The sequence below is a fragment of the Psychrobacillus sp. FSL K6-1267 genome (assembly GCF_038003265.1).
Lineage (GTDB): Bacteria > Bacillota > Bacilli > Bacillales_A > Planococcaceae > Psychrobacillus > Psychrobacillus faecigallinarum.
The window spans coordinates 154,740-168,690 of the sequence record NZ_JBBOOR010000002.1; the positions used below are offsets into that span (position 1 = coordinate 154,740).

The following is a 13,951-nucleotide window of genomic DNA, read 5'->3' on the forward strand; positions in this document are numbered from 1 at the left end:
CATAAAACGAAAGGAGGGGTAACGTGGGAAAATTAATAGTTTTCTGGTCCCCGATTCATGGGCAAGGAGGAACATCTGCAAATGCTGCAGCGATTGCTTCATTGTTTTCATTAGAACAGTCTAGTCATTCTTTACTTACCCATACTCAGCTAACCTATTCTCCATTGGATTCATATTATAGCAAAGAGAAAAGAGCGGTAGGTTTTGAAAATTCAGGAATACAGGCACTTGAACGAAAAGTAAAAAGTAATTTATTACAACCTGAAGATATTCCAGATTATACGGACACTATCTACAAGAGAAAAATGGATTTACTCATTGGGAGTTTGAAAGAAAATGAGGACTCAGCAAGTGATAACCTTCGCACGATAAGCAGAATACTATATTCAGCTAAGGGACATTATGACACCGTTTGGGTCGATACACATGCAGGTGTACATAATGATACTAGTAAGACCCTATTAGAAGCAGCAGATTTAGTTGTGGTTTGTTTACCACAAAATAAATATGTACTTGAGCGTTTTTTCACAGGAGATTATTTTCCGACGGAGTTAAGAAATAAACCTTATATTATTTTGATTAGTAGATATGAGGAAAATTCTTCTCTCACTGTAAGAAATATAAAAAGAGCTCATAAAGTGAAAGTGCCAATCCTTCCTGTACCTTTTTCACCAACTTATTTGGATGCAATGAATAATCACACCGTAGCGGAATTTTTCTACCGAGTAAATCGAATTCAAAATGGGGATCCGGCATACTCCTTCATACGAGCTATCCGGACTGTCAATGAAAGTGTAAGGAAAGCGTTAGGGCTTGAGAAGGAGGAAGATGGTTTATGAGTTTCCAATTAAACTTACTAATCATCCTTCTCATAATAGCTACTGTTGTGCTGGTGGTCGGTATTCGTTTTTTTCAAAACAGAAACGTTGTAACAGTAGATAACGAGCACGAACGAGAAAAATACAGTCTTCCAGCAATTCAAAGTTATATATCCAATCGTATGACGGAATTAACCACTATGGACTTATATAGTCTAGGGCTTAACCCTACAGAATTTGAACGTCAAAAGAAGAGGCAAAAAGAACTCAAAGAAATGCTGAGAAATTGTAATACGGGTAACATCTCGGCTAAGACCTATGTTCGGGAATTTATGTTTGATGAGTTAACGAAAGGTTATGGCTTTAATGAAGACAATGTTAATTGGGTTATTCCTTTCGATAGACCTAATCAATTAAGTGCCCGTGAGTGCTTTGACATTTTGTTATATGTGTATCAAAAAAAGCATGGAAAATATGCTCTTGGAACAATGATTGATGAATATGAACTTGCCAAACCTAAAAAAGGTGGCGGGTTTCGGATAAATGAATTAGAAATACGAACTATTTACAAAGAAAAAGTAAAAAACCTTTCTCTTGAAGACAAAATTCGTGTAATCACACAGAGAAATTATAGCTCATATAAAGGTTTCGGAGTGATCGATGAAATATGTGATATGGCTATCGATGGTGTGTCCGGAGGAGTATCGGATATTCCTTCTAGTTTTGAAAATATAGATGATGAACAGCTGCTAGTAACAAGTATGATGAACAATACTTTCAGTGGTTTTAGAAGTGTTTGGATAATGTATCAAGGTAAGACTATTCATATTAGTTTCTTGGATTTTGAAACAGTATCTGAACTCCGTAGGATTGTCGGGAACGTTTACAAGTATAACTATCCTGGTCAACTGTCGGAATCAAAGCCATTAATGGTCAATGAGATGCACGATGGTTCTCGTGTAACAGTTTCTCGACCAGCTGCAGCAGAGTCATGGAACTTTTTTATCCGTAAGAAATATGACAGTAAAAAGTTAGAAATAGAACAATTGATTACACAAGAGAATGCGGAATTACCTATCGGAGTAATAAGATTCCTTGTCAAAGGAAATAGAGTTTCAGCTATAACAGGGGCACAAGGCTCTGGGAAGACTACCTTACTTCAAATAGTAGTCGGATATATACACGAATCATTAAACCTTCGTGTAGTAGAAACCATGTTTGAGTTAGGTCTACGGAAATTATATCCCAAACGAAACATCTTAACATTCCAAGAAACTGAAACTGTTACAGGTGAGGATCTAATGAGCTTCATAAAGAAGACAGATGGCCATGTAAATATTGTAGGGGAGGCAGCTACTTCTCCAGTAGCGGCAAGTGTGGTTCAATCTGCTCAAGTTGCAAGTTTGTTTACATTATTCACTCACCATGCAAAGACTCTACAAGATTTAGTTAACGACCTAGTAAGATCCTTGATGAGAGAAAAACTATTTTCAGATGAAAAGTCAGCCGAACAAGAAGTGGTTAATGTAATCGAGTTTGACATACATCCAGAACAGAATTACGTAGGAGAACGGTTTATTGAGCGTATAACAGAATGTATACCTGTACATGGGCATGGCGAAGTATACAAAGAACTACCTGCACCACAGTCACATGAAGAGAGATTAAATATAATGCTTGAGTCTGCTACTAAATACTTTCAGCAACAAACTCAGCGTAAACAGTTTGTAGAGAGCAACATCGTAGAGTTTAGAGACGGAAAGTATGTTGCAGTGAATCCGATTAGCAAGAAAAGACAAGAAGAAATTAAAAGAAAACTATCTGAAGAGGATAGGAAAGAATTTGAAGAATTTATTGAGAAACACTGGGGTGATGCCTCATGACACTACTGAAAATCATTTTGTTTATCTCTATAAGCGGGATGGTAATTATAGCCCTTGGATATGTTTATAACAGTATTCGAGGGAATAAATCGAAAAAGAATAAATTAGATGTATTTGCAAGCAAGCCTCATTGGAAGACGCGCTATCAGGAATTTGCTCAGAAGTCTTATAGCTTTTTAATGCGTATTCCTGTACTTAAAGGGATTTTAGCAAGAATTAGTCTTCGAATAGAGACACTAGCAGTCTACGATATGTATAACCTTCGTGAAGCAGTTATGACAATTGTATTTAGAATATTTGCGGTTATCACGTTAGTAGTTCTTTCTTTAATTGTTCTACAACCAGGATGGTTAGTTGTATTTTGGATATTGCTTGGCCTCCTGTTTGTGTCAGGGATTATGTTAGACTTTTTTGTTTATCGAGTAGAGAACCGGCTGTTAAAACAACAAAGAGATTTTAATAACCGAGTCAGATTTTATTATACTCAGACAAAAATGGTCGATGAAGCGATCTTTGAGAGTATGCAATTTGTTGGTCCGGAGATGAAAGTACAAGCAGATAGAATGTATCAAATTTTAACGAGTGCTGATCCTACAGAAGAATTAAACAAGTATGACGAGGTTGCCCCTAATGAATTCTTAAAAATTGTTGCTGGTTTATCAGTAACCATTAAGGAACAAGGTGATCGTGTCATTCAAATGGGCGGTAAAACTAAAGGAAGTGCCTTTCTACAGGGTTTAACAGCTGTAAATCAACTATTAAACTCTGAAATACTTCTTAGGGCGAAACTATCTTACCGTGTTCGTTATTCTAGCTTAATTGCATTAACTCCAGTCTTCTTAGCTTTACCACTTCAAAAATGGGGTATTTCTTCTTTCCCGATAATGGAGACATTTTATACCTCTCGATTGGGGTTTTTAGCAGAGATACTGGTATACGGCGTGGCAATACTTAGTTACTTATTGATTAGAAAAATCAGCGAAATTACAGAAGCCAAATACCGCGCCAAATTAAAAAAAGTACAAATAGAAAAATGGTTGTTTGAAAAAGTAGGAATTGTTCGTACTTTAGCAAAAATGTTTTCTCCAGCAGAAAATACAAAACAACATTTAACTCTTAGCAAGCTATTAAAGGATGCTAATTCACCACTAAAAGTTGAATGGCTAACGATTCAAAGAATGTTAATAGCAGTAGGAGTATTTCTATTACTTGTAGGGGGGCTTAGTTTAGGCCATGCAAGGGAAAAACACTCCTCTTTATATTCAGCAGTCCCACAATCTCTAATGACTGGAAATATTGCAGAACAAGAGATGTTAGAACTGGAAGAGAGGGCAGCTTTCGATAGAAGGGTGATAGAGGATCTTCAAAAGATAGAAGGTTTAACTCCTGAGAAGTTACAAAGTTATGTAGCCGAGCAACTTGGGGTAACGGATGAAGGAGACAAACAGTTTAAAGCGACCGTTAATAGAATTACTGATAAATGGGTTGATGTTGAAAATGCTTTCCTTAAGTGGTGGGAGGTTCTAATTTCATTCGTAGTTGCTTTTGGTGCTGCTCAAATCCCAATCCTTATTCTAAATTTTCAACGATCTATTCGTTATAAAGATATGGAAAATGAAGTTTATCGCTATCTTGTAATACTCAACATCTTAAAAGAATTCGAGCGCACTAGCGTCTTTACGTTACTGACCTGGTTAGAACGGTTTGGAATTATCTTTAAAGAACCCCTACAAGAAGCAATTCAAAACTATGATGCTGGTCCCGAGGAAGCTCTAGAAAAATTAAATGATCAAGTAAGTTTTGAACCATTTCAACAAATAGTAGAGAGGTTAAAGCTAGCGGTCATTCGAATTTCTGTATACGAATCCTTTAATGATATAGAGATGGAACGAGAATATTACTTAGAGCAAAGAGAAGAGGCGAATTTTCGTTCCTTAAATTCCAAAGGTATGTGGGCGAACAAGCTAGCGATGGCTCCGCTATACACATTAACGTTCCTTTATCTCGTAATTCCATTGGTATATCTTGCTTTGTCCGAATCGGTAGAACTATTTTCACGGATTCAATAAAGAAGGAGAACAATAAAATGGACAAACATCCAATGAAGGCATTGATTATATCGGCAATCACTTTTACTTCAATAATCTTCCTTGCTTTGTTCCAGTACTTTATTTAATGGTACGGCCAAGTCAATAGACTTGTTTAGTATATAGAGCAATACATTTTCAACAAAAAAGGAGAGAAATAAGAAATGGAAAACAGTACAGAAAGATCCCTGTCATTTGGAGCAACCATATTTCTTGCTCTAGCATTGATCACTTTAGTGGTAGGTGTATTCATTTTAGCAACAGACAGCAGTAAAGCAGCAACGTCCGAGTTTAGTAGTGTTACGTCCGAATTAAAAGATACAAAATATTTAACGTTCGACAGCACTGAAGTAGCAGGTTCACAAGTGGTAAATGCTTTACGTAAATTTGAAAAAGACGGTGCTGGTGGAACTCTAGGAATCTACGTAAAAACTGGTACTGGAAATGGTTCTTGGTACTACAATACTGTCTCAAGTGACGGTAATTCCATAACAGCTGCTCCAAAACCAACGAATGTAAACAACAATACTCATGCAGAGTACGTCAATCCATCAGGATTATTTAAAGCAACAGTAATTCGTGACTCTAACCAAGTTATAAGAGCAATTAAGTTCCAACAAAACTAAGCAAGTTTAATGGTATGGTACTCCATTACCTAAAAAGGAGGAAGGGGATACAGCTTTTAGTATCCCCCATATTTTTATGATGAATGAAACTATTGATCGCACAATTGAGTTTACATTGGGATTCATATTGATGCTGCTAAGTTTAGCCTATACATTTTGGTCCATGACGGAATGGGCTTCTGCATATGAGCATATTCCTTCTGCAGCAACAGTCTTTATAGAAGAAACACACATTCCAGAGGAAGTTAGTTGGAATGGAAACCAGGTTGTAGCCAAACTGTATCGGCTAAGCATAGAGAATATTTTAATCGAGGTGGACGGGATTTTATTTCAAACGGAAGCAGATGTATTGACCTATCAACAAACCGTTGATTTAGACGCACGATATAGCAAAGTATTTGAAATGAATGATAGTGGAGAAATTACCAAAATTAATTTTACTAAGTTGTGATCTAAAGGGGGGGCAACTGTGCCAGATTCATTTACTAAATTATTATCTTATTTTATAGCGTTGCTGCTCCTATTCTGTGTACCTACCTATTATATTTTCAAAAATGAAGAAAACCTACAGAAGTTAAAAGCAGAACAAGCGGTAACGGACTTTGTAGATAATGTACGAACTAAGGGCTACATAACACCAAAGATGTATGAAGATTTTCAACAGGAATTAGAGCTAGGGTTTATCTTATTCCGAACAGAAATAAAGCACGAGAAAAAGGTTTATACCCCTATCTATACAGACCCAACTAATCCAGCTACATTCACAGGCGAGTATGTAGTTGATTACGATGAATATTACTGGGAACAGATAAAAGACTTTCTTTTTGATGAATCTAACCCTATTCCTAAAAATGAGCGAATGTATAAGCTATCAAAGGATGATTTTTTCTCTGTTTATGTAGAAAACATGTCTAAAACAAAGGCAACTATGATGTTTGACTTTTTCACTTTGGGCATAGGAGGAAATGATGTAGTGATTTCCATACCGTATGGAGGGATGGTTTTAAATGAGGATTACTAGTTTTTCAGTAATTTATATTTTAATCATTTCTATCCTTCTTGTATTTACCCTTTGGCGTTATGAAGATACAAAGGCATTCACGGATTTAAATAGACAATATGACAGGGCAATGACCGTAGCATCACATGATGCAATTGATCAATTAAGAACAAATGTAGACCCTTCTGCAGAAGCTGGCTATAACTCGCTAAAGTTTAACCGTGTTAATCCAGAGCCAGCATTTCAAACCTTTATTCACACACTGTCCTTAAATATGGAAGTAGAAGACAAGATTACTGAAGATGTTATGGCGAGATATATACCTGTTTTCGCAATCCTTGATTATGATGGAGCACATTTTAATGTGTACCGAGAGTTTACAAATGCACAAGGCTTAAAAGAACTAAAAAGAACTTGGCTACCTAAAATTCCTTTTACTTACCATGATGAATCAGGAAACGTTATATCTTTTACGCTTGATGATTATGTGACTGTATTTGATGTTGGTATGAATGAATGGGTTAGTGGTAATCGAAATGAAATAAAAACAGATGTAAATATACCACTCCTGCATGATGGAGATACTTTTGAAAGAATCCGCAGAGATACTATTGTAAATACCTTTCAAGAAGAACTATCCTACTATATCAACGAACATAACACTTACACCAAACGGTTAGGTATTACATACAAATTTATGCTTCCATTAATTCCTCAAGATGATTGGTACAACACGGTTGATGATATAGGTGTATTTGCATTCCTACAGGGTTATCCCTATCAGCGAGCTGAGGGAACATTTAATCAATTTGCATTAGCTGGGACCAAATTATTAAAAGAAGATGTGATACAAGCAGCAACCGTTAATGGGGAAAGGATCTTCTTTAATAAATCTTGTGGATTTCCTTATCAAGTGGAGGAAATTTACCCTTCCAAGAAAGAAGCTGCTAAAGCTGGATATATAGAAAAATCTTGTCTCAATGTTAAGAATTAAAAAGGAGTCGTACAAATGAGAAAAGAAAATAAGGCCAGTATTGTTTTAGGGTTATCGGTTTGCTTTTCGCTGATTTCCCTAAGTTTTCAACTCACTTATATGGGGGCAATTCTATTTCTAATTGGAGCAGTTTTACTATGTAATGTTGAATTCAATAAATATATAAATAAGAGAAAGACACAGGTACTAAACGATGAAAATAAATGAAAAGATAGAGATTTAAAAGTTGGAAGGAATTTAATGGCGATTATTCTAATGAAGGATTGTTTTAAAAAAGTAGATATAGCTAGATAAAAAGAAAAGTCATGCTTAAACATTATTTGAAATCAAAATTGATTTAGGGGGAAATAAAATGAAAAAGACTAATAGCAAAGTAGAGTTATCAGTTCCGTATAATGTATTGAAAAGTCCAGTTGCAAAGGTTGTACTAGCAACTTCATTAGTTACATCAATGGGAGCTGGCCTACCAGTTACAGGGCATTTTCCGTATTCTATCGGAGTAGAATCCGCAGAGGCAGCAAGTTTGTTTGACGGTGGTACAGGAACTATTACAGATCCATATTTAATTTCAAATAAAATCCAGTTAAATGAAATGCGAAATAACTTAACAAGTCACTTTAAATTAACAGGCAATATTGATTTAAGTGGGGTGGCTTGGATACCTGTAGGTTCGAATACTACCATTTTTAAAGGAAGTTTTGATGGGGACGGGTTCACAATTAGTGGCTTGACAGTCAATACCACTACTGATATGGCAGGTCTTTTTGGTTATATGAATGGGGGTTCTATAAAAAACATTCATTTGACGGGTGTTAATGTAAAAGGTACAAATCGAGTCGGTGGATTGGTAGGGTATGTTCAAGCTGGAACTGTGAAAAATGTATCCGTTAAAGGGACTGTATCAGGTAAACAATTTGTCGGAGGGGTAGTAGGATATTCAAATATTAACGGTAAAGTTCTAGAAGAAATGGCTTCATTTGTTGACGTAATAGGCGAAACAAGTGTGGGTGGAATAGTGGGGTCCAATAGCTATGGAACAATTCAGAATAGCTTTAGCACGGGTAACGTAAAAGCAAGTGGTAACTCAGTTGGAGGTATTTTAGGACAAGGAGCAACCGGAACTGTCAAGGTATTGAATGTGTTTAGTACAGGAGATATTGAAGGAGCACAATATGTCGGTGGACTTGTGGGAAATGGTTCGTTTAGTCTCTCAAATGGGCTTGCAACGGGTACTGTAACAGGTGGAGATTATACAGGTGGACTTGTTGGATCAGCACCAGCAACGGCACATTCTAATCTATATGCACTAAACGAAAAGGTTACATCCACTAGTTCTCATAAGGCAGGAAAGGCTTTTGGTGAAGCTAGTCAAGGATCGACTATTTCTTCTGTTTACCTCCCTGAAACTTCGATTGGAGTTGGAAATCAGCAAACTGTTACTAAGCTACTGACAAATGAAGGAGTTAAAAGTCCTGAAACATACAGAGAGTTAATATCAACAGGATTGTGGGAAATCGATTCCGTATCTCAATTGCCAGTACTTTCATTCAATAGACAGTCATTAGACGATATTGTACTAAATGAAAAAGTTAATTATGTCGAGAGAGATGGCATCATTTATGCTGCTATAACTACTAAAGAAGAATTACAACAAATGAATGATAGCTTAAATGTAGATTATTTATTAATGAATGATATTGATTTAACAGGTGTCGAGTGGACGCCTATAGGGGACAGTCTCACTGCTGAACAGTTTACAGGGAACTTTGATGGCGACGGCCATAAAATTACAGGGTTGAGAGTGAATACAACTAAGGATAATGTAGGGCTATTTGGTTATGTAAAAAAAGGTACTATAAAAAATATTCATCTGTCGAATGTTAATATACAAGGTGGAAATCGAGTCGGTGGATTGATGGGTCAATCTTCAGCTGCGATTGTGAAAAATGTATCTGTTGAAGGAACAGTTACGGGTAAACAATACGTTGGTGGAATCATAGGTGGTTCGAGTGATAAAGGTGCTCACCTAGAAGAAATGGCTTCATTTGTTCATGTAACTGGAGAAAGTCTCGTAGGTGGAGTTGTTGGTTTAATCAGTTATGGGGTTCTTCAGAACAGTTTTAGTACTGGTAACGTAAAGGCAACGGATAACTCCGTGGGTGGTATATTAGGGCAAGGAAATTCTTCCGAACTCTCTGTTAAAAATGTTTATAGTACCGGAGATATTGAAGGAGGTAAGTTAGTTGGAGGACTAGTCGGAACAGGAGCAGTTCATCTATCAAATGGGTTTGCAACTGGAACTGTTATTGGTGGAGATTTTACAGGTGGACTAGTAGGTCAATCATCTGCCACTACCTATTCTAATTTACTTGCCTTAAATGAAGCGGTTATTTCCACTAGTATTGATAAAGCTGGAAAGGCTTTTGGTATTGTATATAATAATTCGACAATATCAGGGATTTCTGCAATTGATACCTTAGTAGGGCCAGGTCATTCGAATAATATTACTCAAACCATTACAGTAGAACAAGCTAGTCAAAAAAATACTTATTTAGGATTTGAGTTTGGAGACCTGGGAGATACACCTATTTGGAGAATAACAGAAAATGAAAGTCTTCCTTCATTAGTATTCAATCCGAACGTCCCCACTCTTGACGGAGATTTTGATGCAATTACCGAAGCAACTTTGGCTGTCGAGAAAGCCGAAGGAACTAAAATACAAGTAGATGTTGATTCTGCCCGTGATTTAGTAGATCAATTATCTGAAGGACAGGGTAAAACAGAGTTAACGAACCGTTTAGATATTGTTCAAAAATTTATTGATGATTTAAAAGATTCTAAGTTAGCGGTGGAAAAAGCCGAAGAATCTAAAACTCAAAATGATTTAGATACAGCTCGAGACAAGGTGAACCAGTTACCCGAAGGAAAAGACAAAACGGACTTAAACAACCGCTTAGATGAAGTTCAACAAGTGATTGACGATGCAAAAGTTGAAGCGGAAAAATTAGCAGATGCGATTGTAACAGTTGAGAAAGCTGAAGGAACAAAATCACAAGCAGACGTTGATACGGCTCGTGACAAAGTAAATCTTTTACCTGAAGGAAAAGACAAAACGGACTTAAACAACCGCTTAGATGAAGTACAACAAGCGATTGACGATGCACAAGCTGAAGCAGATAAATTTGCAGATGCGATAGCATCAGTGGAAAAAGCCGAAGGATCTAAAACTCAAACCGATTTAGATGTTGCTCGTGACAAAGTAAACCAGTTACCGGAAGGACAAGACAAGACGGACTTAAACAATCGCTTAGATGAAGTTCAACAAGCGATTGACGATGCAAAAGCTGAGGCGGAAAAATTAGCAGATGCGACCGATGCAGTGACTAAGGCAGAAGGTTCTCAGTCGCAGGCAGATGTAGATGTTGCTCGTGACAAAGTAAACCAGTTACCGGAAGGACAAGACAAAACGGACTTAAACAACCGTTTGGATGAAGTTCAACAAGTGATTGACGATGCAAAAGTTGAAGCGGAAAAATTAGCAGATGCGATTGTAACAGTTGAGAAAGCTGAAGGAACAAAATCACAAGCAGACGTTGATACGGCTCGTGACAAAGTAAATCTTTTACCTGAAGGAAAAGACAAAGCGGACTTAAACAACCGCTTAGATGAAGTACAACAAGCGATTGACGATGCACAAGCTGAAGCAGATAAATTTGCAGATGCGATAGCATCAGTGGAAAAAGCCGAAGGATCTAAAACTCAAACCGATTTAGATGTTGCTCGTGACAAAGTAAACCAGTTACCGGAAGGACAAGACAAGACGGACTTAAACAATCGCTTAGATGAAGTTCAACAAGCGATTGACGATGCAAAAGCTGAGGCGGAAAAATTAGCAGATGCGACCGATGCAGTGACTAAGGCAGAAGGTTCTCAGTCGCAGGCAGATGTAGATGTTGCTCGTGACAAAGTAAACCAGTTACCGAAAGGACAAGACAAAACGGACTTAAACAACCGTTTGGATGAAGTTCAACAAGTGATTGACGATGCAAAAGTTGAAGCGGAAAAATTAGCAGATGCGATTGTAACAGTTGAGAAAGCTGAAGGAACAAAATCACAAGCAGACGTTGATACGGCTCGTGACAAAGTAAATCTTTTACCTGAAGGAAAAGACAAAACGGACTTAAACAACCGCTTAGATGAAGTGCAACAAGTGATTGACGATGCAAAAGCTGAAGCGGAGAAATTAGCAGATGCGATTGCATCAGTTGAGAAAGCGGAAGGAACAAAATCACAAGAAGACGTTGATACAGCTCGTGACAAAGTAAATCTTTTACCTGAAGGAAAAGACAAAACGGACTTAAACAACCGCTTAGATGAAGTGCAACAAGCGATTGACGATGCAAAAGCTGAGGAGGAAAAATTAGCAGATGCGACCGATGCAGTGACTAAGGCAGAAGGTTCTCAGTCGCAGACAGATGTAGATGCAGCGCGTGACAAAGTAAGTCAGTTACCTAACGGAACTGACAAAACCGAATTAACAGATCGTTTAGACGCAGTTCAACAAGTTATCGATGCACAAAACGAGGCTCAAAAACTAGCAGAAGCAACCCAAGCAGTTGTAAAAGCCGAAGGCTCTCAATCGCAAGCAGATGTAGACATGGCTCGCCCGTTGGTTAGTCAGTTGCCGAATGGACAAGACAAAACCGATTTAACGAACCGTTTAGATGCAGTACAACAACTAATTGATATTGCGAAAAACGAAGCTCAAAAGTTGGCGGATGCGACCAATGCTGTGGTGAAAGCGGAAGGCTCACAGTCCCAAGCGGATGTAGATATTGCTCGACCGCTGGTGAATTTGTTGCCGAATAGTCAAGACAAAACCGATTTATCCAACCGTTTAGATGCAGTACAACAGGCAATTGACGATGCGAAAGCCGAAGCGGAGAAGTTAACTGAAGCGACCGATGCAGTGACTAAAGCCGAAGGTTCTCAGTCGCAGGCAGATGTAGACTTAGCGCGTGACAAAGTAAATCAGTTACCTAACGGAACTGACAAAACCGAATTAACAGATCGCTTAGACGCAGTTCAACAAGTTATCGATGCACAAAACGAGGCTCAAAAACTAGCAGAAGCAACCCAAGCAGTTGTAAAAGCCGAAGGCTCTCAATCGCAAGCAGATGTAGACATGGCTCGCCCGTTGGTTAGTCAGTTGCCGAATGGACAAGACAAAACCGATTTAACGAACCGTTTAGATGCAGTACAACAACTAATTGATATTGCGAAAAACGAAGCTCAAAAGTTGGCGGATGCGACCAATGCTGTGGTGAAAGCGGAAGGCTCACAGTCCCAAGCGGATGTAGATATTGCTCGACCTCTGGTGAATTTGTTGCCGAATAGTCAAGACAAAACCGATTTATCCAACCGTTTAGATGCAGTACAACAGGCAATTGACGATGCGAAAGCCGAAGCGGAGAAGTTAACTGAAGCGACCGATGCAGTGACTAAAGCCGAAGGTTCTCAGTCGCAAGTAGACGTAGACGCAGCGCGTGACAAAGTAAATCAGTTACCTAACGGAACTGACAAAACCGTATTAACAGAACGCTTAGACGCAGTTCAACAAGTTATCGATGCACAAAACGAGGCTCAAAAACTAGCAGAAGCAACCCAGGCAGTTGTAAAAGCGGAAGGCTCTCAATCGCAAGCAGATGTAGACACGGCTCGCCCGTTGGTTAGTCAGTTGCCGAATGGACAAGACAAAAAGGACTTAACCGACCGCTTAGATGCAGTACAACAAATTATTGATAATAATCAAGGACAAGCAGACCTATTAGCGAAAGCAACGCAAGCGGTGTTAAAAGCCGAAGGAAGTAGAACGCAAGCCGATGTAGATTCGGCTCGTGCATTGGTAAATGAATTATCAGATGGTCAAGACAAAATAGACCTGACAAATCGTTTAGATGCGATTCAAATTGATAACGGACAAGCTGAAGCTGACCTATTAGCGAAAGCAACGCAAGCGGTGTTAAAAGCCGAAGGAAGTAGAACGCAAGCCGATGTAGATTCGGCTCGTGCATTGGTAGATCAATTATCAGATGGTCAAGACAAAATAGACCTGACAAATCGTTTAGATGCGATTCAAATTGATAACGGACAAGCTGAAGCAGACCTATTAGCGAAAGCAACGCAAGCGGTGTTAAAAGCCGAAGGAAGTAGAACGCAAGCCGATGTGGATTCGGCTCGTGCATTGGTAAATCAATTATCAGATGGTCAAGACAAAATAGACCTGACAAATCGTTTAGATGCGATTCAAATTGATAACGGACAAGCTGAAGCTGACCTATTAGTGAAAGCAACTCAAGCGGTTGTAAAGGCCGAAGGAAGTAGAACACAATCAGACGTAGATGCTGCTCGTGCATTGGTAAATCAATTATCAGATGGTCAAGACAAAATAGACCTGACAAATCGTTTAGATGCGATTCAAATTGATAACGGACAAGCTGAAGCTGACCTATTAGTGAAAGCAACTCAAGCGGTTGTAAAGGC

9 protein-coding genes are annotated in these 13,951 nt (G+C 38.3%); all 9 read left to right on the forward strand.

Annotated elements, in window-relative coordinates; translation table 11 throughout:
• The first annotated feature begins 23 nt into the window (after nt 1–23).
• Nucleotides 24–839, forward strand: a complete 816-nt coding sequence (locus MHB55_RS22205; protein WP_340845316.1) for a hypothetical protein — start codon at nt 24–26, stop codon at nt 837–839.
• Nucleotides 836–2,701: an ATPase, T2SS/T4P/T4SS family gene (locus tag MHB55_RS22210; protein WP_340845315.1), complete on the forward strand. Its 1,866-nt coding sequence runs from the start codon at nt 836–838 to the stop codon at nt 2,699–2,701. The genes MHB55_RS22205 and MHB55_RS22210 overlap by 4 nt, the downstream gene beginning before the upstream one ends.
• Entirely contained in the window at nt 2,698–4,770 is a 2,073-nt protein-coding gene (locus tag MHB55_RS22215) for a hypothetical protein (protein ID WP_340845314.1), read from the forward strand. Before MHB55_RS22210 ends, MHB55_RS22215 begins: the two co-directional genes overlap by 4 nt.
• Nucleotides 4,771–4,952: 182 nt before the next feature.
• Entirely contained in the window at nt 4,953–5,414 is a 462-nt protein-coding gene (locus MHB55_RS22220; protein WP_251554964.1) for a hypothetical protein, read from the forward strand.
• 130 nt (nt 5,415–5,544) lie between these two features.
• Nucleotides 5,545–5,865 carry a hypothetical protein gene (locus MHB55_RS22225; RefSeq protein WP_340845312.1) on the forward strand — a complete coding sequence of 107 codons (321 nt, stop codon included), beginning with the start codon at nt 5,545–5,547 and terminating at the stop codon, nt 5,863–5,865.
• Between the two features lie 18 nt (nt 5,866–5,883).
• The gene (locus MHB55_RS22230) at nt 5,884–6,435 is read left to right on the forward strand and encodes a hypothetical protein (RefSeq protein ID WP_340845311.1); all 552 of its coding nucleotides are present in this window, start codon (nt 5,884–5,886) and stop codon (nt 6,433–6,435) included.
• Entirely contained in the window at nt 6,422–7,408 is a 987-nt protein-coding gene (locus MHB55_RS22235) for a hypothetical protein (protein WP_340845310.1), read from the forward strand. The genes MHB55_RS22230 and MHB55_RS22235 overlap by 14 nt, the downstream gene beginning before the upstream one ends.
• A gap of 15 nt (nt 7,409–7,423) precedes the next feature.
• Nucleotides 7,424–7,615, forward strand: coding sequence for a hypothetical protein (locus MHB55_RS22240; protein ID WP_340845309.1), 192 nt, complete (start codon nt 7,424–7,426; stop codon nt 7,613–7,615).
• A gap of 145 nt (nt 7,616–7,760) precedes the next feature.
• Nucleotides 7,761–13,951, forward strand: a 6,191-nt coding sequence (locus MHB55_RS22245) for a ZmpA/ZmpB/ZmpC family metallo-endopeptidase-related protein (protein ID WP_340864001.1), incomplete at its 3' end; no start/stop codon positions are given.